Raw genomic sequence first — 22,026 nt, 5'->3', positions numbered from 1 at the left:
CCGCTGATTTTGGTTACACAGACCTGTTTACTTAGGCTATGATTGCCTTGTGCTGTCAAGCGAACAGGACGTCTGCAGCCGCATGGCTCCCCCGCCCCCACATCAGACGATGAAAGAGCGGATCCTCGAGACCGCCGACAAGCTGTTCTATCTGCAAGGCATTCGCGCGATCGGCGTCGACACCATCGCGGCCGAGATCGGCATATCCAAGCGCACGCTGTACAACCATTTCCCCTCCAAGGACGCGCTGATCGCGGCATATCTGGAGCGCCGCTTCGTCGCTCAGCGCCCCTCCGACAAGCCGCCGGCCGAGCAGATCCTTGCGACGTTCGATTCGCTGGAGCGGCGCTTTGCGGCCAAGGATTTTCGCGGCTGCCCGTTCGTGAACGCGGTGGCCGAGCTGGGACCTGCCGACCGGGCCGTGAAGAAGATCGCGATCGCCTTCAAGGAAAGCCGACGTCTCTGGTTTCGCGATCGGTTGAACGAGCTCGGCGTCGCCGACGCCGATGCGCTCGCGACGCAGCTCGTGCTGCTCGTCGATGGCTCCATCGCCCAGGACCTCGTGCGCGACGACCCCGCGATGGCAAGAGCTGCAAAGGCGGCGGCGATGGTGTTGCTGCGCAATGCCGGAGTGGATGTGGGGAATTGACGCAGTGATCGCTGCGACGACGCAAAACAAACGTCCACCACACTGACCACCGTCGCCGCATCGGACGGTGTCATCACCCGCGAAAGCGGGTGATCCAGTATTCCAGAGCCGATTGTGATTGAACCGAGAAGCCGCGGCGTACTGGATTCCCCGCTTTCGCGGGGAATGACAGTGGAGTTTGTAAGACCGCCGCCATCCTACAAAAATGCCCCTGTTTTGCCCGACAAGTCAAACGACGCTGCCACAGGCGCACGCCTCTTTGCCACCCGCGTAAGTCATTGATCCGACTGGCGTCGTCTACTGTGCATGGGGTTGTTTTCGCAACTTTTGTGTCGCGGCGGCCTCACGCCGCCTGCGACACCACCCGGTTGCGGCCGTCGTGCTTGGCCCGATAGAGCGCTGTGTCGGCGCGCTTGAGGACGTCGGCGACCGCCTCGCCCTTCTGCTCGAGCGTGGTGAGACCGATCGAGATCGTGACCTCGATGCGCTTGGTGCCCTTGTGGATCGCGAACGGCTCGCCCGCGATCGAGCGGCGCAGGCGCTCGGCGACCATGCCGGCGACGTGGAGATCGGTCTCCGGCATCACGATGACGAACTCCTCGCCGCCGTAGCGGCAGGCGAGGTCAATGCCGCGGATCGACTTGCGCACCCGCACCGCGAACTCGCGCAGCACGTCGTCGCCGGCATCGTGGCCGTAATTGTCGTTGATCGACTTGAAGTAGTCGATGTCCAGGATCATCAGCGCCAGCGGCTTGCCGCGGGTCGCGGCCTGCTCGGCCAGCGTTGCCAGATGGCTCTCCATGTAGCGGCGATTGTGCAGCCCGGTCAGCGCATCGGTGATCGCCATCTCGATCGAGTTCTGCACGTTGTCGCGCAGGTGATCGGTGTAGCGGCGACGGCGGATCTGGGTGCGGGCACGCGCCAGCAGCTCGATCTTGTCGATCGGGCGCAGCAGATAGTCGTTGACGCCGATCTCGAGGCCGCGGAGCAGCCGCGTCGAATTCTCGGGGTCGGCAATCGCCAGGATCGGCACATGCCGCGTGCGCTCGAGCGAGCGCGCCTGGCTGCAGAGCCTGAGGCCGTCGAAATTGTTGAGGTCGAGCGAGACGATCAGGAGGTCGTAATTGCCTTCTGCTGCGTGGAACAACGCTTCCGTCGGGTTCGGCTCGACGTCGACGGTGTGCTCGGCGGCGAGGATCGTCGCCAGCCGCTCGTAGGAGGACTCGCGGTCGTCGACCAGCAGGATGCGGCCGCCCTTGCCGGTGTCGGCCACGGCGCTGCGCTCGGGCGCCTGCATGCCGATCTCGAGCGAGGTGATGGCGCGCATGCGCAGCTCGTCCGTCATCATCTTCAGCCGCGTCAGCGAGCGCACGCGCGCGATCAGCACGACATCGGAGACAGGTTTAGTGAGGAAATCGTCGGCGCCGGCTTCAAGCCCGCGGTTGCGGTCGGACGGGCTGTCGAGAGCCGTCACCATCACGACCGGGATGTGATGCGTCGCCGGATCGGTCTTCAGGCGGCGGCAGACCTCGAAACCGTCCATGTCGGGCATCATCACGTCGAGCAGGATGATGTCGCATTCGGCGCGCCGGCTGATCGCCAGCGCCTCGGTGCCGTTCGAAGCGGTCATCACGTCGAAATATTCGGCGGACAGGCGGGCTTCGAGGAGCTTGACGTTGGCAGGAACGTCATCGACGACCAGGATACGCGCGGACACTTTGAACTCACTTCCTATCCGATAAAACGCCGGACCGTCTCAATGAATTTGCCGACCGAGATCGGCTTGGACAAATAGGCTTCGCAGCCGCCCTCGCGGATGCGCTCTTCGTCGCCCTTCATCGCGAACGCAGTGACCGCGACGACGGGAATGGCGCGCAGCTCCGGATCGTCCTTGATCCAGCGCGTCACCTCGAGGCCGGAGACCTGTGGCAATTGGATATCCATCAGCACGAGGTCGGGCCGCATCTTGCGAACGAGGTCGAGCGCCTCGTAGCCGTTGCTGGTGCCGGAGGTCTGGTAGCCGTGCGCCTCCAACAGGTCGCGGAAGAGCTTCATGTTGAGCTCGTTGTCTTCCACGATCAGGACGGTCTTAGCCATCCCGTCCTCCTGATTGGCACCAAGCCGGATACATGTGACGCCTCAGGCGCCGCTTTCCGGCGCTTCGAAAACTGGATTCAAACTAGTCTCAGATTCGCTCTAGTTTCGTTAAAGCCGAGGGGCCACTTTCTGCGATGTGGTTTCCAGTTGCTTGCCCCCGGTCGCAAGACTCAGGCACGAGACTCGGGCATGATGTAAAGTAGACACCGAAAGTTAACGGAAAGGCAAACCGGGCCCGTGAAAAAGCCTGTTCACAACCCCCGCGAAGTCGCTGAAATCGTTGCGATTCAGGCGCTGTCCTTCGTCGCGAGCGACCCCGAGCGGCTGGGCCTGTTCCTGGCCGAGACAGGTGTGGGCCCGGAGACCCTCCGGAACGCCGCCGCGGACCCGAATTTCCTCCTCAGCGTGCTCGATTTCGTGCTGCGGGATGACGCTACCGTGAAGGCCTTTGCCGGCACTGCGGAACTGCATCCGACCAACGTTGCCGCAGCGCGGCAGGTTCTGGGCGATGCGCTCGGGGACCGGACCTGGGAGCGCGACGTGCCGTGAGCGTCCCCGACCCGGCCGGGCCCCGCTGCTTCTGCCGGGATTGTCTGGCCGATCTGGACATCGGCGTGCGGCGCTGCTCGGCCTGCGGATCCCCTCGCCTCGTCCGCCATCGCGCGCTGGCTGGCCTGACCATCGCCCATATCGACTGCGACGCCTTCTATGCCACGGTCGAGAAGCGCGACAATCCCGACATTGCCGACAAGCCCGTCATCGTGGGCGGAGGCAAGCGCGGCGTGGTGTCGGCCGCCTGCTACATCGCGCGCACCTATGGCGTGCGCTCGGCGATGCCGATGTTCAAGGCGCTGGAGGCCTGCCCGCATGCGACCGTGATCCGGCCGGACATGGCCAAATATGTCCGCGTCGGCCGCGAGGTGCGGGAAGCCATGCAGGCGCTGACGCCGCTGGTCGAGCCGCTCTCGATCGACGAGGCCTTCCTCGACCTCTCCGGCACCGAGCGCGTGCACGGCATGATCCCCGCAAAGGTGCTGGCGCGCTTTGCCCGCGACGTCGAGCGCAACGTCGGCATCACCGTCTCGGTCGGCCTGTCCTGCAACAAGTTCCTGGCCAAGATCGCCTCCGACCTCGACAAGCCGCGCGGGTTTGCTGCGCTCGACCAGGAGGAAGCGCGAACGATGCTGGCGGAAAAGCCGGTCGGCTTCATCTTCGGTGTCGGCCCCGCAACGCAGGAGCGCCTGGGCCAGCGCGGCTTCCGCATCATCGCCGACCTGCAAAAGGCCGACGAGATCGAGACGATGCGGCAATTTCCGAGCGAGGGCCGCAGGCTGTGGCGGCTCGCCCGCGGCATCGACGACCGCCGCATCGAACCCGACCGGGGCGCCAAGACGATCTCCAGCGAGACCACCTTCGAGACCGACATCCGCGATTTCGCGACGCTGGAGAAGATCTTGTGGCGGCTGTGCGAGAAAACGTCGTCGCGCCTGAAGAGCAGCGAACTCGCCGGCTCCACCGTGACGCTGAAGCTGAAGACCGCCGACTTTCGTCAGCGCACGCGCTCGCAATCGATCGCAGCCCCGACGCAGCTCGCCGCGAAAATATTCTCGATCTGTCGCGAGATGCTGGCCAAGGAGATCGACGGCACCGCCTTCCGCCTGATGGGCGCCGGCGTCAGCGCGCTGCGCGAGGGCTCGCCCGCCGACGACACCGACATGCTCGACCGCCGGGCCGCCCACGCCGAGCGCGCGGTGGACAGTCTGCGCAAGAAGTTCGGCAGCGCCGCGGTGATCCGCGGCATTGCGTATGAAGGGCCGGAGAAGGCGCAGGAGTGATCGCCGGTCGGCCCACGCTCTTCGTCACAGCCTGCTCAGCCGGGCCCGCAATTGATCGTCCGTTTCGCGGACGAGATCGAGCAGGCCGCGATAGGGATCCCCGGCGATCTCGAGCACGGCGGCAAAGGCTGGCTCCGTCTTGGCACCCCGCGATCTCAGCCGAGCGACGGCGCTGCGCAGGCGACCATCGTCGAGCTCCAGGAGCCTTCTTTCGATCTCGAAGTGCAACCATCCCGGCTGCTCGTCGACCGGTCGTTGCGCTCCGAAAACCTCGAACGGCCACCCGCCCCACGCGAAGCGCGCGACCAATGGACGCCCCGCAGACGTCCACTGATGCAGCAGGAAATCATCGCAGGAATGGTATCGCCGCCAAATCGTCTCGGCAAACCCGACGGGATCAAAGGCGTGGCAGACGATATCCACGTCGCTTCCCGACACAGCAAGTCCAAGGGGCAGTGTGCCGACCACGCGCGGGTCAAACACGCGAAGCGACTCCAATACCCCCGAGCTTTCAATTGCAGCTTCGTAGTCCATTGCGGTTCGTATAGCACCGGTTACTGTCGCTGAATCGCGAAGTGATCCGCGGAAAAGGCAACGCGTCATGGCAGGTGAGCTCGATCTCAACGCCTTGTTGAAGAATATGAATGCGGACCTGCTTCCGGACCTCTTCGTGTTCTGCACGGTTGCGCAAGATGAGCCGATACCCGCCTCCATCTGCGCGCAACTGACGTTCCGCGAGCGTGAAGGCATGACAATTGTGATGCGGCGCGAAGACGCCGAGCGTGCGGGACTGTGCTACGCCTTTGCCTCGCGCCTGATCACCCTGACGGTTCACTCCGCGCTCGATGCGGTGGGTTTTCTGGCGGCAGTCACGTCACGTCTGACGGAAGCCGGCATCAGCGTGAATGCCATTTCGGCCTTCTATCACGATCACCTGTTCGTGCCGGCGGACAGGGCCGACGAGGCGATGGCCATTCTGCAAGGGATGGCCAAAACCAGGTCGGCGTAGCCGGGTTAATCCGCGACCGCCACGGCCTCGATCTCGATCAGCCATTCCGGCGCGGCGAGCGCGGAGACGCCGACCAGCGTCGAGGCCGGCGGCTCCATGCCCTCGAAGAACGCAGAGCGGGCCTTGCCGATGATGGGACGCAGCTCCGGCTTGTAGTTCACGACGAACGTCGTGATCTTGACGATGTTGGCGTAGGTCGCCCCCGCCGCTTTCAGCGCGTGGCCGAGATTCTGCATCACCTGCGTCGTCTGCGCGGCAATATCGCCCTCGCCGACGATCCGCCCCTCCTCGTCGGTCGACACCTGGCCGGAGATGTAGATGGTCCGAGCGCCCGATGCGCTCACGACGTGGGAATAGGCGGGATTGTGATGAAGGCCGCTGGGGCGAAGATGATCGAGCTTGGGCATGGTGCTTGCCTCCCGGAGTTTGTGCTTGGGAGGAAGCGTAGCTGGAGACGGCGTTGAGGGCTAGATGCAACGCCCCCTCAATTGCAGGGCTTGCTGTCCTTCACGTCGAACTTGCCCATGGAGCCCGAGATCACGAAGTCGTTGTAGTCGAGCACGAGCTGGCGGGAGACGCCGTTCTCGTAGAGTTCGAACGACATCGCATAGACCGGCGTCTGCTCGCCTTCCTTCTGCTGGGCGTCGCGGTCGAAATAGCTGACGGTGACCGGCCAGCGCTTGAGCGACTTCATGTGCTCGTCCGAGGTCGACGGATCGGCCGAGGTGGCACGCTCGGCGGCGATCGGCTGGCCGATCACGGTCAGCGTGTTGTAGACCTTCTGGCCGTCGTCGGAGCCGTCATAGACGGAGAGCTCGAGCAGCGACTTGCCGTCCCTGGCGGCGGCGATGATGCGCTGGATCTGTTCGGTCGGGAACACGATGTTGCCGTCGAGGGTGAACGTCTTCGGCGCCGGCAGCTTCAGCTTGACGTTGATGCGGTCGCCGTCGCGTTCCGCCGAGCCGTCGACGCGGCCTGCATCGGCCTCGTTCATGCGCGTCTCGATCTTGAAGCGGTAGCTTTTTCCCGCGGCGTCCTCCCAGGAATTGGAGCGGAGATCGCTCAGCGTGACCTTGCCCTCGCCGCTGTCGAGTTCGGAGACCTGGCGGAATTCCGAGGTGTAGCCCTCGCAGGCGTTCCCCGTGAAATTGTAGAGGATGCGGCCGCGGGCGCTGTTGACCGAATTGGAGCGCGATTTGACGAGGCTGAGGTCATACAGCGCCTGATGCGCAAGGAACGGACCGTTGGCGGCCAGCGCCACGCCGCCGGGGCCGAAAGCGGCCGCCGCGAGCGCCATCACACCGAGCGAAGTCCGGAAAAGGTGCACCATGTCTGTTCCCTGAGGAAGCGCAGATTCGACATTTTAATGACCGTTCCATTGCGTCGCAACTGAGGCCGTTTCACGTAAAGTTGCCCCAACGCGTTGAACCTGCTGTTTTGCCCCGGCAAAATGCGGATCCTGCCGTTGCTTGCATGTGACGGCACGATGGGCGAAACAGGGCGCGCCCGGCCATCAAACGGACGCGCCGGGGCAATGATTTGGACAACGAGGTCGGGACATGGCGGGCACGGTCGAGCAGAAACTGGCGGAACAGGGCATCAAGCTGCATGAGGCCCCCACCCCCGTCGCCAATTACGTCCCGTTCGTACGCACCGGCAATCTGCTGTTCGTCTCCGGCCAGGTCTGCTTCGATCCCGCCGGCAAGCTGATCGCCAAGGGCAAGCTCGGTGCCGGCGTCTCCATCGAAGAGGGCGCGGCGGCCGCGCGCGGCTGCGCCGTCAACCTGCTGGCGCAGGTGAAGGCGGCGCTGGGCGACCTCGACAAGGTCGTGCGCGTGGTGCGCCTCGGCGGCTTCATCAACTCGGCGCCGGACTTCCTGGACGGACCGAAGGTTCTCAACGGCGCCTCCGACCTGATGGTCGCTGCCTTCGGTGACAAGGGCCGTCACGCCCGGACCACCGTCGGGGTCGCCTCACTGCCCGCCGATGCGGCGGTCGAGGTCGATGGCGTGTTCGAGGTCGCCTGAAGCGCATGCGCGCTCCGGATTGGCTGACAGCCCGGCCGGTCGCCCATCGCGGCCTGCATGACATTTCGCGCGGCATCGTCGAGAACATGCCGGGCGCGGTGCAGGCTGCGATCGCGGGCAATTTCTCGATCGAGGTCGATATCCAGCTCTCGGCCGACGGCGAGGCCATGGTGCATCACGACCATGCCCTCGGCCGCCTCACCGAGGCCACCGGCGAGGTGATCGCAAAGACCGCGGCTGAGCTGAGGACAATCAAGTTCAAGGACACCGACGAGCGGATGATGTCGCTGTCCGACCTCTGTGCCCTGGTTGCCGGGCGGGTGCCGCTGGTGATCGAGGTGAAGAGCCATTTCGGCGGCGACCGCAAGCTGGTGAAGCGGATGGCCGAGGTGCTGGCATCCTATGACGGCCCGGCCGTCGGCATGTCCTTCGATCCCGACCAGGTGCTGGCGCTACGCGAATTGCTGCCCTCCCGTCCGCGCGGCATCGTCGCGCAGCGGACCTATGAGGACGACTACTGGGCTGACCTGACGCAGCAGCAGCGTGACAGCATGCTGTACCTGCGCCATGGCTTCCAAACCCAGCCGCATTTCGTCGCCTTCAAGGTCGATCACCTCCCGGCTCCCGCCCCCTGGATCGCCCGCAACGTCTTCGGCTGCGCCCTGCTCGGCTGGACCGTGCGGACACCCGAGCAGCGGACGCGGGTCGGACAATACGCGGACCAGATGATTTTTGAGGGGTTCGTGCCGTAGGCTTGAGGGCCCTGACCCTTGAAGTCGCTGCTGCAATGCACGATCTTGGCCACGATGGCATCATCGGAAATTACGCTCGAGGCCGTACCGTCCATCGGCGAAGTCTCGCCCGAGGACTGGGACGCCTGCGCCAATCCCGGCAAGGCTTGCAATGGGCATGACGGGGGAACCTCATCCGCCCGTCCAGGCGATTCCCTCGGCCCCTTAAAGACCGCCTATAACCCATTCGTCTCACACGCATTTCTTTCCGCCGTCGAGAAATCGGGTTCGGCAACGATCCGGACCGGCTGGGGGCCGCGGCATCTGGTGGCCAGGCTCGACGGCCGCGTCGTCGGCGTCGTGCCCTGCTACCTGAAATCCCATTCGCAGGGCGAATACGTCTTCGACCGAGGCTGGGCGGATGCCTATGAGCGCGCCGGCGGGCGCTACTATCCGAAGCTCCAGGTCTCGGTGCCCTTCACGCCGGCCACGGGGCCGCGGCTGCTGGTCCGCGACGGCGTCGATCGCGAGCGGATCACCGAGGCCCTGGCGAGCGGGCTGGTGGCACTGTGCGGGGTCAGCAAGGCCTCCTCGGTGCATGTCACCTTCGCACGCGAGGCGGAATGGAAGCTGCTCGCAGAGCACGGCTTCCTCCAGCGCACCGACCAGCAGTTCCACTGGCACAACGAAGGCTTTGCGAGCTTCGACGACTTCCTGGCGACGCTGAACTCCCGCCACCGCAAGTCGATCAAGCGCGAGCGTCGCGATGCGCTCGCCGCCGGCATCACCATCCATTGGCTCACGGGCAAGGACATCACCGAGGACGCCTGGGATGCCTTCTTCATGTTCTACATGGAGACCGGCTCGCGCAAATGGGGCCGGCCGTATCTGACGCGCGAATTCTTCTCGCTGATCGGCGAGACCATGAGCGAGGACGTGCTGCTGGTGATGGCGCGCCGGAACGATCGCTGGATCGCGGGCGCGATCAACTTCATCGGCTCGGACACGCTGTTCGGCCGCAACTGGGGCGCGGTCGAGCATCACCCGTTCCTGCATTTCGAGGTCTGCTATTATCAGGCGATCGATTTCGCGATCAAACGCGGTCTCAAGCATGTCGAGGCCGGCGCGCAGGGCGAGCACAAGATAGCGCGGGGCTACCTGCCGCAGACCACCCATTCGGCCCATTTCATCGCCGATCCCGGTCTGCGCCGCGCCATCGACGATTACCTCAAGCGCGAGCGCGCCTATGTCGCCGAAGCCGGGCGGGAGCTTGCCGAGCTCGGCCCGTTCCGCAGGGGCACCGACGAGGCGCCTTGACGCCTCGCCGTTGCAGGTGACAGTAAGCGCAAAATCTCACGGAGCCGCCGAGGAGCTACCATGACCGCCTACGACACCACCAACATCTTCGCAAAGATCCTGCGCGGCGAGCTGCCCTGCTACAAGGTGTACGAGGACGAGCACGTCTTCGCCTTCCTCGACATCATGCCGCGCGTCCCCGGCCACACCCTGGTGATCCCGAAGGCCCCTGCCCGCAACATCCTCGATATCAAGCCGGACGACTACGCCCACGTCGCCCGCGGCGCGCACAGGATCGCGGCCGCCGCGATGAAGGCGTTCGACGCCGACGGCATCACCGTGCAGCAGTTCAACGAGCCCGCCGGCGGACAGGTGGTGTTTCACCTGCACATGCACGTGATGCCGCGCCACGACGGCGTCGCCATGCTGCCGCCGGCGAGCCGCAAGGAAGACGACAAGGTGTTGCAAGAGCACGCGGCCAAGCTGATCGCGGCGCTGAAGGGTGGGTAGCCCCACAGACTTCGTCATTGCGAGGAGCCCTTGCGACGAAGCAATCCAGAATCCCTCCGCGGAGGCAGTCTGGATTGCTTCGTCGCTTCGCTCCTCGCAATGACGACGGAGAGAGCCTTGACTACTCCGCCTCGAAATCGCCCTTCTGCGGCGCGGCCAGTGGCGTGAACTCGCAGCGGTCGGGCTTGATGTCGATCAGCGGCGTGTTGTCGAGGCAGTCGAGCCCGCGCACCAGGATTGCATTGCCCTCAATGCCGACCAGCTTCACGATCGACGTACCGATCGGATTGGGCCGCACCGGCGAGCGCAGCGAAAACGTGCCGCGGGTCTTCTCGTTGTTCTTCGGGCTTTGCAGGATGATGTCGCGGCGCGACTGGTCGAGCCAGTAGAGCACTTCGAGATTGCTGTAGAAATCGACGCCCTTGATCGCCGGCACGAACGGCTCGAAGATCTCGAGCCGGCATATCGGGCCGTCCTGACGCCCCTGCCGCGGCGTCTCCAGCCGCGACGTCCAGGGCGTGCGGATACGGCCGATGAAGACCAGCCCGGCATCTTGGGTCGGCGGCAGCTCGATGGCGACCTCGCCCTCGCGGAGCTCCTGTTCGCGAACCATATGTCCTGTTCCTTGCTGTTCGCCGGCGGTTTTAGCCCAACCACCACTTGCCGGCCAGCATGAAGACTTCGCCCGTGACCACACCCGCGAAGATCGAGCGGCGGGTGAGCAGGAAGACCACGAGCCCGGCACCGACCGCGCCATAGCGCAGGACGTCGGGCACGCTGGCGAGCGCACCCGGCGGCTCGACCACGATCTGCGCGATGACGCCGGCCAGGATGGCGGTCGCGACCGCCCGCACCCAGACCAGGAGCTCGGAGCCCTCGTCGATGCCGCCGCCGAACCACAGGCCCAGCATGCGCCAGATCTGGTTGGGAACGACGCCGGCGACGAACAGCACGGCGAGCGCCTGCCAGTCGCCGATGAGCTGCGCGTAGCTCATGCGCGCACCTGCCGCCACCAATGCACGCCATAGGCAATCGTGCCGGCCACCACGCCGCTGACGAGGATGTCGAGCCCCGAGTTCATCTTCGCGGCCAGCGGGTAGAGCACGATCCCGAGCGTCAGCGCGACGACGTCGGCGAGCTCGCGGCTATTGCGCGCGGTCGAGAACAGGAAGGACAGCGGCGTCAACAGCAGGATCGCCGCTCCCAGCGTCTGGGTCAGATTGGCGGCGAGGAAATAGCCGACCGTGTTGGCGACGAGGCACACCGACACGAGACCACAGCCGAGGCCGTGGACGAAAGCGATGCGCCGCTCACGCGGCACTTGTGGCAGGAAACGGTGGCATTCGACCCACAAGGTCACCGCCGTCAGATGCGCGGCGAAGATCAGCTCACGCCGTTTCGTCGTCGGCGTGCGCATCAAGGGCAGCACCGAGACCACCATCGGAAACAGGCGGATGGCGCTGACCGTCACTGCGATCGCGGACTGCACGATGGTCGCGCCCGAGCCGAGCGTGGTGATGAGAATGATCTGCGCGGGACCGGCCCAGACGAACAGCGTCGAGGCGAGCGCCCAGACCAGGCTGAAATGGGTGTCATGCGCGAGCGCGCCGATGCCGAGATAGGTCACGAACAGCACGATGGTGAGGATCGTCTGCGTGATCGAGCGCAGGCCCCACGCAAAGGCGCGCCAGGGACTTTGCCATTCTGGTGAATCGAGCGGAGGAAGCGCCACGGGAGCTTTCGTCGGGGTTACGGAATCGTGCCCGCATAACGGGCAATGGGGGCATCCGCGTCAAGGAAGCCCGCGGCGGGGCTGGCATGCGTGACACATCCACCGCTGTCATTCCGGGGCGCGCGAAGCGCGAGCCCGGAATCCATCTCGCGACGATCTCTGCGGTCCGATGGATTCCGGGTTCGCGCCCAAGGGGGCGCGCCCCGGAATGACAACGAGCCCTACCCGCTCATGCCGCGGTTCCTCAGCACGAAGCACGCGCCGCCCGCCTTGCGGATGCGATGGCACAGATCGTCCGCCTCGGCACGCGTGTCGGTGCCGATACGGACCTGGTAGAACGCCCGCGTGCCGCGGCTGCGCATCACCGAGCTCAGCAAGCTTGGATCGCGTTCACCGATCACGGCGCTCAGCCGCGTGACGGCGCGGGAATACATCGCCAGCGCCCGGTTGCGGTCGAAGCCAGCGGCGAGCTGCACGCCCCAGAGCTTTGCCGCAGCAAGCTCGACATGCTGCTCGAGCTCGGCAACGAAGGCATTCGGCGCACGCTTCAGAAGCGCCATCAGATCGCGGCAGCTCGTGGGCGGCGCGCTCGGCGGTCCCTTGCCGGTCGCTCCTGCCTTGGCCCAGGCATCGACGCTGGTGCCGGTGATGGCGTAGACGTAATTGCGGGTTTGCTCCGGCATTCCGCCGGTGCCAGCGAGCCATTCCTGCACCCGACGCGGCCCCGCATTATAGGCAGCGGCCGCCAGGCCGAGATTGCCGAACTGATTACGCAACTCGTTGAGAAACTCCGCGGACTTCGGCAACGCCTGCACCGGATTGAAGGGATCAAGCAGCCCGCGCTCACTCGCGGTGCCCGGCATGAACTGCGCGATCCCCTGCGCGCGCTCGCCGTTGCGCGTCACCGGCCCGACCGCGTCGGACTGGAAGCGACTCTCCTGCCAGATCACGCGGGCGAAGAACTCCAGCGGCAGATTGGCGTCGCGCGCGGCCGCCTCGATGATCAGGCAGAGCGACTCCCGCGTGTCGCTCTCGCGGGCGTCTGCGGGTTTCTCCGCCGGCTTTGCCGGCTCCTGAGCCTTGGGGGGCGCGACCGGAAGCGGCGCCTCCTCCGCCAGCCCCGGCGCCAGCACGAGGGCCAGGCACAAGACGGCGATGACCCGAGCTATTCGCATGGCATTGATGCAATCGGACAAAACGAACCTTGACTTGGAACCCCAGCCAACTAGCAACAAGCGACAGTATCAACGCAGGTTCGCCCGGATGGTGACAATCTTTTTTGATCTCGACGGCACGCTGACCAATCCCAAGCCGGGGATCACGCGATCCATCCAATATGCGCTGGAGCGGCTCGACCAGCCCATCCCGAGCGAGGACGAGCTGACCTGGTGCATCGGGCCGCCGCTGCATGCCAGCCTGAAAAAGCTGACCGGAACCGACGAACTCGCCGACCGCGCGCTGCTGCTATATCGGGAGCGCTTCAGCGATATCGGCCTGTTCGAGAACGAAGCCTATGCCGGTATCATGGACACCTTGACGACGCTGGCCGCGACATCACCGCGCATGTTCGTCGCCACCAGCAAGCCCGCCGTCTATGCCACCCGCATCGTCGATCATTTCGGCCTGAAGCCGTATTTCGAGCGCGTATTCGGCTCCGAGCTCGACGGCACGCGCGTCGACAAGCGCGACCTGCTCCGCTATGCGCTCGACGAGGCGCGGGTCGATCCGGACACCGCCATCATGATCGGCGACCGCAGCCATGACGTGGTCGGAGCCAGGACCAACGGCATGACCGCCATCGGCGTGCTCTATGGCTATGGCAGCGAGGACGAGCTGCGCGATGCCGGCGCACACCACATCTGCGCCGCACATCCGGAGCTGCTCGTTCACTGTGTCGCTTAGGCGCTGACGGTCTCGACCGCCGCCAGCATGCCGGTCTTCGGATGGCAGTTCAGATATTCAAAGAACTGCTCGTCCGCGGCTGCCACCGTGACCTCGTGATACAGGCGCAGCCTCGCTGAGGGGCCGAGCGTCGAGAGATATTTCATCGCAGCACCGAAGATCCTGACGTGGGTCGGATGCGACTCCGCCCAGCGTTCGAGCGCCGCGAGGCTCTTCCACCAGCTCTGGCCGTAGGATTTTTCGCTCGCGCTGCCGTCGTCTGCGAGCACGCGCATGTAGCGGCTGGCATAGCAACCGATGGCGAGGCCCTCGTCGCGCAGGAAATCCATGCCTTCACGCAGCACCGGCTCGACGTCGTCGAGATAGAGCTTTCGTTCCGACGCCTCGGTATCGCTCCAATCCTGCCCGGAGCGGATCAGGCAGAGATTGTCATGCGCCTTCACGCGAAGGCGCGCGCCGTCACGGATCAGCTCGGGAGCGCCGCCGGGCATCATCGCGTCTGTCTGCGACAGCGGGATACGATCGCGCATGCCGCCCCAATAAGCATGCTCCTGCACCTCGCCGCTGATGCCGTCCGCAATGACGGCGACACCCTCGGGCCGGTCGGGCGAGGAGAACAAGGTCTCGTGCCGCGCCACAAGAGGGCGCAACACCTCGATGAAGGTGCCGACGCCATCACGCGCTTTGCCGGTCCAGGCTTCACGCGCGCCCTCAAACCAGGCATCGAAGCGCGCGAGCTCGTCCCAATAGGCGACCGTGACGATGGTCTCATAGCCAGACTGGTCGACATAATACGCGCGGTCCCAGTGCGAAGGACCGCCCTCGCCCGCAAGCAGCCCCGCGATCTCCGTCAGCGCCGCCAGCGGCGTCTCACCGCGATACTGGACGCCGAAATAGGCCATCACGACCCGGCTCACGGCCGGCTTGTAGCGCGCCACGAAGGACGGATATGGCGGCTGATAGTCGTCAGGCACGCGCTTGTGACGCGTGCGCGCAGTTTCGAGATGAACGGGAATTGCGGATTCCATGGCGATGCCTCCCTGCGGCGTCAGCTTGTCGCCGCTGCGATCTCCATGGGTTCGACGCTGTCGACCGGCAGCGCGAACTGCTCGACACGCTGGTACCGCTTCTTGTTGAGCAGAAGCCGCGTCACATCGGGCCGCGAATAGTGGCCGGCCGGGTCCGCGGCGTTCTTGGCAACACCGATGGCGCCGAGATCGATCTCGGCGATCAGCAGCCCCTCCTGATCCGGCGCCAGCTTCTCGCCGATCTGACTGCCGTCGGGGCCGTAGATCGCGGCAAAGCCGCCGCCGGCATGCAGCAACGCATGCTTGTCCGGCCGGTCGCAAAGCTCGTCGATCATGGCCTGCGACACCGTCGCGCAAGGCGCCAGCACGAAGCAGGAGCCCTCCACCGCATAGACCCGCGAGGCGGCGTTGTTGACCTCGGCGCCCAGCGCCGGCGCAAAGGGATCGTAGAGCGAGAAGCTCGGCCAGGCCGCGACATGGACCTGCTCGTTCTGGGCATACATTGCGTATTTCGACAGCGGCTGGAGATGCTCCCAGCAGCACAGCGCGCCGAGGCGGCCAATGTCGGGCCTCGCATGCACGGCGAGATCGCTGCCGTCGCCTTCACCATAGACGGTGCGCTCGGCATGGGTCGGCCGCAGCTTGCGGCGCTTTGCGATGGTCTCGCCGTCGGGCCCGATCAGCCATTGCGCCAGATAGAGGCTGCCGCCATCGCGTTCGGACAGGCCTATCACGGCGGTGAGCTTTGCCATGCGCACGGCTTCGCGCAGCCGCTCGGCCTGCGGGCTGTCGTAGGACAGCGAATTGTCGAAATAGCGCTGCACGAAGCCGCGGCCGATGGCCCAGGCCGGCGAGTCCATCCAGATGTGCCAGGGATAGCCGGGGATGAAAGCCTCCGGAAAGGCGATCAGCTTGGCGCCCTTTTCCGCGGCCTCCTTGATCAGCGCGATCGACTTGTCGATCGAGGCGTCGAGGTCCAGCCAGGCCGGCGCCGCCTGCACCACCGCGACCTTGTATTTCGGATGTTCGATGCCCATTCCCGCCTCCATTGCCGGTTGATCGGAAACCACGTCCGATGCAGTCTATTTGGCCAAGCCGGGTGGCCAGGCGCTCGACCACGGCGGAACAAAAACTCGACTGGGAAGGGACCGTCGGCCGGTACGGGATTTGCCTCCGGCAAGCTGGATTCCCCGCGTTTTGCGGGACGTGAAAGGGAGGCAGTCCGGATGCCAATCCAGTTCACCACCGACGGCAGCCCCGGCTATCGGCGGCTCGCCCTCTGGCAGGACATCGTCTGCGACGTCTTCGTCGGCCTCGACTGCAAGTCCGATCTCGGCAGCGCGTTTCGCGGCTCGGTCACGCAGGCATCGCTCGGCAGAGCCGTATGCTCCGAGGTCTGCTCGGACCGCCAGCACGTGTTCCGCACGCCCTCGCGCATCTCGCGCTCGGACCAGGATTTTGTTCTCGTTGCACTCGGCAATCGCGGCATCGGGGGCGTTGTTCAGGACGGGCGCGAGACCGTGATCCATCCCGGCGAGTTTGCCCTCTATGACACCACCCGGCCCTATGAGCTGAAGTTCAACGAGGCCTTCACGCAGACCATCTTCAAGGTGCCGCGGGAGATGTTGCAGCGCCGGCTCGGCGGCACCGAGACGCTGACAGCGATGACGTTCGGGACCGACGCACCGCTCGAACGACTCGCCTATGATTTCATCTTCCGCCTCTGCCAGAATGCGGACGGGCTTGCTCCGGACAACGCCGCGGCGCTGTCGGAGCAGGCGGTCGATCTGCTCGCGATGGCATTGAGCGAGCGGCTCGGCAAGACATCGCTGCCGACCTCGACCCACCGCTCGGCCCTGCTCTATCGATTGAAGGCGCACATCCGCGCGCATCTGGCCGATCCCGACCTCTCGCTGGCCGAGACCGCGGCCGCGCTCGGCATCTCGGCTCGCTACGTCAACGACCTTCTCGCCGACGAGGACACCTCGTTCCAGCGCTGCGTTCTGGCCGAACGCCTAGCCCGATGCCGGCGCGATCTCGCCTCGCCCGTGCTCGCCCATCGCCATATCAGCGAGATCGCCTTCGGCTGGGGCTTCAACGACCTCTCGCATTTCGGCCGCGTCTTCCGCGAGCATTTCGGAATGTCGCCACGCGACTTCCGGCAGAGCCAGTTGCGGCATTGAGATCTCGTTCCAGTCAGCGACCGCCTGCACGACCATGCCGTTCCTGAGCAAGGCCGGTATGTGAGCGCGTGATAGGACGCCGGCCCCGCTTGCACTATCCTTCGTCACCAAGGCCGCGTCGATCAACCAGAAGCCAGCGAGGAGCATACCAATGGAATACCGACGCTTGGGCCGCTCAGGCCTCATGGTGCCCGCTTTGAGTCTCGGGACCGGCACCTTCGGCGGCGTCGGCCGCCTCGCCGCCTGGGGCGCGACGGACGCGACCGAGGCCCGGCGCCTTCTGGACATCTGCCTCGAAGCCGGCGTGTCGATGTTCGATACGGCGAACGTCTATTCGCTCGGCGAGTCCGAGCGGGTGCTCGGCGAAGCGATCAAGGGCCGCCGCGACAAGGTTCTGATCTCGACCAAGGCGACGTTCCGCTTCGGTGACGGCCCCAACGACATCGGCTCGTCGCGGCAGCATCTGCTCGCGGCCATCGACGGTTCGCTGAGCCGGCTCGGCACCGATTACATCGACCTGTTCCAGCTCCATGGCTTCGATGCCTTGACGCCGCCTGAAGAGGTGCTTGGCACACTCGATGTGCTCGTGCGCGCCGGCAAGATCCGCTACGTCGGCGTGTCGAATTTCTCGGGCTGGCACCTGATGAAGTCGCTCGCCGTCGCCGACAAGCACGGCTTTCCGCGCTACGTCGCCAACCAGACCTATTACTCGCTGATCGGGCGCGACTACGAATGGGAGCTGATGCCGCTCGGGCTGGATCAGGGCCTCGGTGCCGTCGTCTGGTCGCCGCTCGGATGGGGGCGCCTCACCGGAAAAATCCGTCGCGGTCAGCCGAAGCCGGAAGTCAGCCGACTGCCCAAGACGGCCGAATTCGGCCCGCCCGTGCCGGACGAACATGTCTACCGCGTCGTCGATGCGATCGATGAGATCGCCAAGGAAACGGGCAAGAGCGTCTCGCAGATCGCGCTCAACTGGCTGCTCCAGCGTCCGACCGTCTCGACCTTGATCATCGGCGCGCGCAACGAGGCCCAGCTGCGGGAAAATCTCGGCGCGGTCGGCTGGTCGCTGACCAAGGACCAGGTCGCAAAGCTCGATGCGGCGAGCGCGGTGACGCTGCCCTACCCCTACTGGCACCAGCGCGTGACCTTCACCGAGCGGAATCCGCCGGCGGTGTAGGACACTTGAGCTGCATCAAGCCCGCTTGCGTCGGCCGTGGCATCCTGCTGCCATTGCGGGGCCCGACGGGAGTGCGCGATGAACAAGTTCGCGCCAGCGCTGCTGGCCGTTGGCGTTCTCTGGAGTACAGCAGGTCAAGCCCTGGATCTCGAACAGCGGCGCGCTGAAGCGTTGCTGCAACGGATGTGCGCGCAGTGCCACGCGGTCGGCCGAACGGGCAAGAGCCGTAACGAGCTGGCAACGCCTTTCCGGAACCTCGGCGAGAACAAACTCTACGACCCCGACTTCCTGCAGCGCCTCCAGGAAGGCTACAGCAGCATCCACCGCTCCATGCCAACGGCTCGATTCGGCCGAGACGACGCCGAGGCCGTGGTAAGCTACCTCAAGGCAATTCAGGAGCCACGGAAGCCGAAACAGGACTGAAATCGTCCAGGCTTTGGCAGGATCTATCCCGGGTTGGACCAGGGACCAGCAGCCGCGTCTCTCGTCGACCACGATCGAGCACGCTGCACGATGTCGTCGACCATGATCGAGCATGCCGACGGCCTGCCGCAACCGCAGCGCAACCTGTGCGTGGCTTAACTATCCCGACCTATGACGTATTGCACTCCCGCTCCGGTTGCGCTTCAGTAGTGGCGGGACAAGGGGCATTTCATGCGTTCATTGGGAATTGTGGCGCTCAGCGTCATGCTGGGCGGCTGCGCGTCTGTCACGCGCGGCACGACCGAGAATATCAGCATCTCGTCGACGCCCTCGGGTGTGGAAGCGGTGGTCAGCGGGCTGGAGGTGCCTACCACCTGCACCACGCCATGCGCCATCGTCGCCAAACGCAGCGCCGACATCTCCATCACCTTCGAGAAGGAAGGCTACCAGTCGCAAACTGTACAGCTCACCAAGGAGGTCTCGGGTACCGGCGCTGCCGGCTTCGCCGGCAACCTCTTGGCCGGCGGCCTGATCGGCATGGGGGTCGATGCCGCGACGGGCGCGGCGACCGATCACAAGCCAAATCCGGTCATCGTGACGATGCAGCCGTCCGTTCCGCACGCAGCCCCGCGCTCGCCGAGGAAGCCGCGGCCACCGCGCGTCCCCGAGGCTGGAACCTAGGGATCCCAGAGACGGACATCGCCGCAACAAAAAAGGCCGGCTCTTCAGCCGGCCTTTTCAAATCATCGCGTACGCCGATCAAGCCTTGACCAGCGGGCCTTTGGTCGGCCCCTTCGAGCCTCCCGGACCGCCCGGCTTGGACTTGCCCGGGCGCTTGCGGGTGCCGGGCAGCTTCTCCTGCTTCGGCGTCACAGGGCCATCGAGATACTCGAAGCCGATCTTTTCCTTGGTCTCGTCGGCCTCGTCCTTGACGAGTACGACGCGAACATGGCCGCCGCCCTTGAGCTTGCCGAACAACACCTCGTCGGCCAGCGGCTTCTTGATGTGCTCCTGGATCACACGGGCCATGGGACGTGCGCCCATCTGCTCGTCGTAGCCGTGCTGGACCAGCCAGGCCTTGGCCGGCTCGGACAGCTCGATGGTGACGTCGCGGTCGCCGAGCTGCGCTTCGAGCTGAAGCACGAACTTCTCGACGACAGTGCCGATCACATCGACGCTGAGGTGGCCGAACGAGACGATGGCATCGAGGCGGTTGCGGAACTCCGGCGCGAACTGCCGGTTGATCGCCTCGTGGTCGTCGCCTTCCCGCTTCGAACGGGTGAAGCCGAACGCCTGCTTGGCGAGATCCGCCGCGCCCGCATTCGTGGTCATGATCAGGATCACGTTGCGGAAGTTGACCTGCTTGCCGTTGTGGTCGGTGAGCCGGCCGTGGTCCATGATCTGGAGCAGCACGTTGTAGAGATCAGGATGGGCCTTCTCGATTTCGTCCAGCAGCACCACGCAATGCGGATGCTGGTCGACGCCGTCGGTGAGCAGGCCGCCCTGGTCGAAGCCGACATAGCCGGGAGGTGCGCCGATCAGGCGCGACACGGTATGCCGCTCCATGTACTCGGACATGTCGAAGCGCAGCAGCTCGACGCCGAGCGTCGCCGCGAGCTGCTTGGCGACCTCGGTCTTGCCGACGCCGGTGGGACCCGAGAACAGGTAGCAGCCGATCGGCTTCTCCGGCTCGCGCAGGCCCGCGCGTGCGAGCTTGATCGAAGCGGCAAGCGACTCGATCGCCCGGTCCTGACCGAACACGGTGCGCTTCAAGGTCGTCTCGAGATGCTTGAGCACCTCGGCATCGTCCTTCGACACGCTCTTGGGCGGAATCCGCGCCATCGAGGCGATCGTGGTCTCGATCTCCTTGATGCCGATGGTCTTCTTGCGCTTGTTCTCGGCCACAAGCATCTGCGCCGCGCCGGACTCGTCGATCACGTCGATCGCCTTGTCGGGCAGCTTGCGGTCGTGAATGTAGCGCGAGGACAGCTGCACCGCGGCCTCGATCGCCTCGTTGGTATATTTCAGCCGGTGGTAGTCCTCGAAATACGGCTTGAGGCCCTTGAGGATCGCGATGGCGTCCTCGACGGTCGGCTCGTTGATGTCGATCTTCTGGAAGCGCCGCACCAGCGCGCGGTCCTTCTCGAAGTGCTGGCGATATTCCTTGTAGGTGGTCGAGCCCATGCAGCGAATCGTGCCCGAGGCCAGCGCCGGCTTGAGCAGGTTCGAGGCATCCATCGCCCCGCCCGACGTGGCGCCCGCACCGATGACGGTGTGGATCTCGTCGATGAACAGAATGGCGTTGGGATGCGCCTCGAGCTCCTTCAGCACCTGCTTCAGGCGCTCCTCGAAATCGCCGCGATAGCGCGTCCCGGCGAGCAGCGTACCCATGTCGAGCGAGAACACGGTGGCAGCCGCCAGAACCTCCGGCACTTCGCTGTCGACGATGCGCTTGGCTAGGCCTTCCGCGATCGCGGTCTTGCCGACGCCGGCCTCGCCCACGAACAGCGGGTTGTTCTTCTGCCGGCGGCACAGCACCTGGATCGCCCGGTTGATCTCGGAGTTGCGTCCGATCACCGGATCGATCTTGCCGTCGCGCGCCTTCTTGTTGAGGTTGACGCAATAGGTCTCGAGCGCCTCGCCCTTCTTCTTGGGGTCCTCGGTACCCTTTGTCTCGGTCTCCTCGTCGACGCCGCGCACGGGCCGCGCTTCGGAGACGCCCGGCCGCTTCGCGATGCCGTGGCTGATGTAGTTGACCGCGTCATAGCGCGTCATGTCCTGCTCCTGCAGGAAATACGCGGCATGGCTCTCGCGCTCGGCGAAGATCGCGATCAGCACGTTGGCGCCGGTCACCTCTTCGCGACCGGACGACTGCACGTGGATCACCGCGCGCTGGATCACGCGCTGGAAACCGGCGGTCGGCTTGGCGTCGTCGGCGCCATCCGTCACCAGATTCTCGAATTCGGTCTCAAGATAGTTGACGAGGCTCGTGCGGAGCTTGTCGAGATCGACGCTACAGGCGCGCATGACGGCGGCTGCATCGGAGTCGTCGATCAAAGAGAGCAGTAGATGCTCGAGCGTCGCGTATTGGTGATGACGCTCGTTTGCGATCGCCAGTGCACGATGCAGGGATTGTTCAAGGCTTTGAGAAAAAGTCGGCATTCGCGTCCTCTATGGCCCCCACCATCATGATCGTCCTCGCCCGGTCAGGCAACAACAACCTTTGTCACATATAGTTATACAAGACCGCGGCGAAAGACCGGTTCCGCGACTCGGCGGCGACACACCTGCGGTATTTTCGATGCAAAACCCGTTCCGATTTGGGCAGGATCTGCGCTGGCGCAGAATTCCGTAGTTTTGCCGGGGTGCAACGGAATCGCGCGCAGCCGTCAGGCGACAATCACAGTGGCTTACGCAACAGGTGGCA

The 22,026-nt window shown here is 65.0% G+C and carries 25 protein-coding genes; 13 read left to right on the top strand and 12 right to left on the bottom strand.

From position 1 onward, the window contains the following. Positions 1-82: 82 nt before the first annotated feature. Positions 83-649: a TetR/AcrR family transcriptional regulator gene (locus AX729_RS06765; protein WP_061021345.1), complete on the top strand. Its 567-nt coding sequence runs from the start codon at positions 83-85 to the stop codon at positions 647-649. A gap of 343 nt (positions 650-992) precedes the next feature. Here AX729_RS06765 and AX729_RS06760 read toward each other — a convergent pair whose 3' ends face one another. Next, a complete protein-coding gene (locus AX729_RS06760; protein WP_061021343.1) occupies positions 993-2,366 on the bottom strand; it encodes a PleD family two-component system response regulator in 1,374 nt (457 codons plus the stop codon). Between the two features lie 14 nt (positions 2,367-2,380). Beyond that, a complete protein-coding gene (locus AX729_RS06755; RefSeq protein WP_008566616.1) occupies positions 2,381-2,746 on the bottom strand; it encodes a response regulator in 366 nt (121 codons plus the stop codon). Between the two features lie 237 nt (positions 2,747-2,983). Here AX729_RS06755 and AX729_RS06750 point away from each other — a divergent pair, with 237 nt between their 5' ends. Together AX729_RS06750 and AX729_RS06745 are read left to right on the top strand one after the other, a co-directional pair. Continuing rightward, positions 2,984-3,295: a DUF3572 domain-containing protein gene (locus tag AX729_RS06750; protein ID WP_061021341.1), complete on the top strand. Its 312-nt coding sequence runs from the start codon at positions 2,984-2,986 to the stop codon at positions 3,293-3,295. Then, positions 3,292-4,581: a DNA polymerase IV gene (locus AX729_RS06745; RefSeq protein ID WP_061021339.1), complete on the top strand. Its 1,290-nt coding sequence runs from the start codon at positions 3,292-3,294 to the stop codon at positions 4,579-4,581. The genes AX729_RS06750 and AX729_RS06745 overlap by 4 nt, the downstream gene beginning before the upstream one ends. 24 nt (positions 4,582-4,605) lie before the next feature. Here AX729_RS06745 and AX729_RS06740 read toward each other — a convergent pair whose 3' ends face one another. After that, the gene (locus AX729_RS06740) at positions 4,606-5,115 is read right to left on the bottom strand and encodes a DUF4269 domain-containing protein (RefSeq protein WP_061021338.1); all 510 of its coding nucleotides are present in this window, start codon (positions 5,113-5,115) and stop codon (positions 4,606-4,608) included. Between the two features lie 67 nt (positions 5,116-5,182). Here AX729_RS06740 and AX729_RS06735 point away from each other — a divergent pair, with 67 nt between their 5' ends. Beyond that, the gene (locus AX729_RS06735) at positions 5,183-5,590 is read left to right on the top strand and encodes an ACT domain-containing protein (protein ID WP_061021336.1); all 408 of its coding nucleotides are present in this window, start codon (positions 5,183-5,185) and stop codon (positions 5,588-5,590) included. Between the two features lie 5 nt (positions 5,591-5,595). Here the strand turns inward: AX729_RS06735 and AX729_RS06730 are convergent, their stop codons facing one another. Further along, positions 5,596-5,997 (bottom strand): RidA family protein, encoded by a 402-nt coding sequence (locus AX729_RS06730; RefSeq protein ID WP_061021334.1) that lies wholly within the window; start codon positions 5,995-5,997, stop codon positions 5,596-5,598. Positions 5,998-6,074: 77 nt separating this feature from the next. After that, positions 6,075-6,920, bottom strand: coding sequence for a cell envelope integrity EipB family protein (locus tag AX729_RS06725; protein WP_061021332.1), 846 nt, complete (start codon positions 6,918-6,920; stop codon positions 6,075-6,077). Between the two features lie 229 nt (positions 6,921-7,149). Here AX729_RS06725 and AX729_RS06720 point away from each other — a divergent pair, with 229 nt between their 5' ends. The 4 genes from AX729_RS06720 to AX729_RS06705 are packed head-to-tail and all read left to right on the top strand — an operon-like array spanning position 7,150 to position 10,154. Beyond that, positions 7,150-7,617 carry a RidA family protein gene (locus AX729_RS06720; protein ID WP_061021329.1) on the top strand — a complete coding sequence of 156 codons (468 nt, stop codon included), beginning with the start codon at positions 7,150-7,152 and terminating at the stop codon, positions 7,615-7,617. Positions 7,618-7,622: 5 nt separating this feature from the next. Continuing rightward, positions 7,623-8,369, top strand: coding sequence for a glycerophosphodiester phosphodiesterase (locus AX729_RS06715; protein ID WP_061021327.1), 747 nt, complete (start codon positions 7,623-7,625; stop codon positions 8,367-8,369). Between the two features lie 54 nt (positions 8,370-8,423). Continuing rightward, the gene (locus AX729_RS06710; RefSeq protein ID WP_061021422.1) at positions 8,424-9,665 is read left to right on the top strand and encodes a GNAT family N-acetyltransferase; all 1,242 of its coding nucleotides are present in this window, start codon (positions 8,424-8,426) and stop codon (positions 9,663-9,665) included. A gap of 60 nt (positions 9,666-9,725) precedes the next feature. Continuing rightward, the gene (locus AX729_RS06705; RefSeq protein WP_061021325.1) at positions 9,726-10,154 is read left to right on the top strand and encodes an HIT family protein; all 429 of its coding nucleotides are present in this window, start codon (positions 9,726-9,728) and stop codon (positions 10,152-10,154) included. Positions 10,155-10,275: 121 nt separating this feature from the next. On the opposite strand, the gene tsaA is transcribed toward AX729_RS06705, so the two are convergent. The 4 genes from tsaA to AX729_RS06685 all read right to left on the bottom strand — a co-directional run bounded on the left by tsaA (position 10,276) and on the right by AX729_RS06685 (position 13,061). Further along, the gene (tsaA, locus tag AX729_RS06700) at positions 10,276-10,767 is read right to left on the bottom strand and encodes a tRNA (N6-threonylcarbamoyladenosine(37)-N6)-methyltransferase TrmO (protein ID WP_061021323.1); all 492 of its coding nucleotides are present in this window, start codon (positions 10,765-10,767) and stop codon (positions 10,276-10,278) included. A gap of 31 nt (positions 10,768-10,798) precedes the next feature. After that, positions 10,799-11,149, bottom strand: a complete 351-nt coding sequence (locus AX729_RS06695) for an AzlD domain-containing protein (protein ID WP_061021420.1) — start codon at positions 11,147-11,149, stop codon at positions 10,799-10,801. Continuing rightward, positions 11,146-11,886, bottom strand: a complete 741-nt coding sequence (locus AX729_RS06690; RefSeq protein WP_061021321.1) for an AzlC family ABC transporter permease — start codon at positions 11,884-11,886, stop codon at positions 11,146-11,148. The genes AX729_RS06695 and AX729_RS06690 overlap by 4 nt, the downstream gene beginning before the upstream one ends. Before the next feature lie 221 nt (positions 11,887-12,107). Then, positions 12,108-13,061: a lytic transglycosylase domain-containing protein gene (locus tag AX729_RS06685; protein WP_061021418.1), complete on the bottom strand. Its 954-nt coding sequence runs from the start codon at positions 13,059-13,061 to the stop codon at positions 12,108-12,110. 88 nt (positions 13,062-13,149) lie between these two features. Between AX729_RS06685 and AX729_RS06680 the strand changes: the two genes are divergently transcribed. Further along, positions 13,150-13,788 (top strand): HAD family hydrolase, encoded by a 639-nt coding sequence (locus AX729_RS06680; protein ID WP_061021319.1) that lies wholly within the window; start codon positions 13,150-13,152, stop codon positions 13,786-13,788. Here the strand turns inward: AX729_RS06680 and AX729_RS06675 are convergent. Both AX729_RS06675 and AX729_RS06670 read right to left on the bottom strand, forming a co-directional pair. Continuing rightward, positions 13,785-14,816 carry a phenylacetaldoxime dehydratase family protein gene (locus AX729_RS06675; RefSeq protein ID WP_061021317.1) on the bottom strand — a complete coding sequence of 344 codons (1,032 nt, stop codon included), beginning with the start codon at positions 14,814-14,816 and terminating at the stop codon, positions 13,785-13,787. The genes AX729_RS06680 and AX729_RS06675 overlap by 4 nt on opposite strands. Before the next feature lie 20 nt (positions 14,817-14,836). Next, positions 14,837-15,853: a carbon-nitrogen hydrolase family protein gene (locus tag AX729_RS06670; protein ID WP_061021315.1), complete on the bottom strand. Its 1,017-nt coding sequence runs from the start codon at positions 15,851-15,853 to the stop codon at positions 14,837-14,839. Positions 15,854-16,042: 189 nt separating this feature from the next. On the opposite strand from AX729_RS06670, the gene AX729_RS06665 reads away from it, so the two are divergent. The 4 genes from AX729_RS06665 to AX729_RS06650 all read left to right on the top strand — a co-directional run bounded on the left by AX729_RS06665 (position 16,043) and on the right by AX729_RS06650 (position 19,280). Continuing rightward, the gene (locus AX729_RS06665) at positions 16,043-16,999 is read left to right on the top strand and encodes an AraC-like ligand-binding domain-containing protein (RefSeq protein ID WP_061021314.1); all 957 of its coding nucleotides are present in this window, start codon (positions 16,043-16,045) and stop codon (positions 16,997-16,999) included. A gap of 151 nt (positions 17,000-17,150) precedes the next feature. Next, positions 17,151-18,176, top strand: coding sequence for an aldo/keto reductase (locus AX729_RS06660; protein WP_061021311.1), 1,026 nt, complete (start codon positions 17,151-17,153; stop codon positions 18,174-18,176). Positions 18,177-18,254: 78 nt separating this feature from the next. Then, complete coding sequence (locus tag AX729_RS06655) at positions 18,255-18,599, top strand: c-type cytochrome (RefSeq protein ID WP_061021309.1); 345 nt, start codon at positions 18,255-18,257, stop codon at positions 18,597-18,599. A 231-nt stretch (positions 18,600-18,830) separates the two neighbouring features. After that, on the top strand, positions 18,831-19,280 hold the full coding sequence (locus tag AX729_RS06650; RefSeq protein ID WP_061021307.1) for a PEGA domain-containing protein: 450 nt from the start codon (positions 18,831-18,833) through the stop codon (positions 19,278-19,280). Positions 19,281-19,358: 78 nt separating this feature from the next. On the opposite strand, the gene clpA is transcribed toward AX729_RS06650, so the two are convergent. Next, positions 19,359-21,761, bottom strand: coding sequence for an ATP-dependent Clp protease ATP-binding subunit ClpA (gene clpA, locus AX729_RS06645; RefSeq protein ID WP_061021305.1), 2,403 nt, complete (start codon positions 21,759-21,761; stop codon positions 19,359-19,361). Between the last annotated feature and the right edge of the window lie 265 nt (positions 21,762-22,026).

This window comes from Bradyrhizobium sp. CCH5-F6, assembly GCF_001556045.1.
Lineage (GTDB): Bacteria > Pseudomonadota > Alphaproteobacteria > Rhizobiales > Xanthobacteraceae > Bradyrhizobium.
Note: the sequence above shows the minus strand (reverse complement) of the source record. Positions and strands in the feature narration are given on the sequence as shown.

Bases quoted from the DNA above. Each gene is read 5' to 3' on its own strand.
- AX729_RS06765 (WP_061021345.1), top strand. From the start codon at position 83: ATGGCTCCCCCGCCCCCACATCAGACGATGAAAGAGCGGATCCTCGAG.
- AX729_RS06755 (WP_008566616.1), bottom strand. From the start codon at position 2,746: ATGGCTAAGACCGTCCTGATCGTGGAAGACAACGAGCTCAACATGAAG.
- AX729_RS06740 (WP_061021338.1), bottom strand. From the start codon at position 5,115: ATGGACTACGAAGCTGCAATTGAAAGCTCGGGGGTATTGGAGTCGCTT.
- AX729_RS06735 (WP_061021336.1), top strand. From the start codon at position 5,183: ATGGCAGGTGAGCTCGATCTCAACGCCTTGTTGAAGAATATGAATGCG.
- AX729_RS06730 (WP_061021334.1), bottom strand. From the start codon at position 5,997: ATGCCCAAGCTCGATCATCTTCGCCCCAGCGGCCTTCATCACAATCCC.
- AX729_RS06725 (WP_061021332.1), bottom strand. From the start codon at position 6,920: ATGGTGCACCTTTTCCGGACTTCGCTCGGTGTGATGGCGCTCGCGGCG.
- AX729_RS06720 (WP_061021329.1), top strand. From the start codon at position 7,150: ATGGCGGGCACGGTCGAGCAGAAACTGGCGGAACAGGGCATCAAGCTG.
- AX729_RS06715 (WP_061021327.1), top strand. From the start codon at position 7,623: ATGCGCGCTCCGGATTGGCTGACAGCCCGGCCGGTCGCCCATCGCGGC.
- AX729_RS06710 (WP_061021422.1), top strand. From the start codon at position 8,424: ATGGCATCATCGGAAATTACGCTCGAGGCCGTACCGTCCATCGGCGAA.
- AX729_RS06705 (WP_061021325.1), top strand. From the start codon at position 9,726: ATGACCGCCTACGACACCACCAACATCTTCGCAAAGATCCTGCGCGGC.
- tsaA (WP_061021323.1), bottom strand. From the start codon at position 10,767: ATGGTTCGCGAACAGGAGCTCCGCGAGGGCGAGGTCGCCATCGAGCTG.
- AX729_RS06695 (WP_061021420.1), bottom strand. From the start codon at position 11,149: ATGAGCTACGCGCAGCTCATCGGCGACTGGCAGGCGCTCGCCGTGCTG.
- AX729_RS06685 (WP_061021418.1), bottom strand. From the start codon at position 13,061: ATGCGAATAGCTCGGGTCATCGCCGTCTTGTGCCTGGCCCTCGTGCTG.
- AX729_RS06680 (WP_061021319.1), top strand. From the start codon at position 13,150: ATGGTGACAATCTTTTTTGATCTCGACGGCACGCTGACCAATCCCAAG.
- AX729_RS06675 (WP_061021317.1), bottom strand. From the start codon at position 14,816: ATGGAATCCGCAATTCCCGTTCATCTCGAAACTGCGCGCACGCGTCAC.
- AX729_RS06670 (WP_061021315.1), bottom strand. From the start codon at position 15,853: ATGGGCATCGAACATCCGAAATACAAGGTCGCGGTGGTGCAGGCGGCG.
- AX729_RS06665 (WP_061021314.1), top strand. From the start codon at position 16,043: ATGCCAATCCAGTTCACCACCGACGGCAGCCCCGGCTATCGGCGGCTC.
- AX729_RS06660 (WP_061021311.1), top strand. From the start codon at position 17,151: ATGGAATACCGACGCTTGGGCCGCTCAGGCCTCATGGTGCCCGCTTTG.
- AX729_RS06655 (WP_061021309.1), top strand. From the start codon at position 18,255: ATGAACAAGTTCGCGCCAGCGCTGCTGGCCGTTGGCGTTCTCTGGAGT.
- AX729_RS06650 (WP_061021307.1), top strand. From the start codon at position 18,831: ATGCGTTCATTGGGAATTGTGGCGCTCAGCGTCATGCTGGGCGGCTGC.
- clpA (WP_061021305.1), bottom strand. From the start codon at position 21,761: ATGCCGACTTTTTCTCAAAGCCTTGAACAATCCCTGCATCGTGCACTG.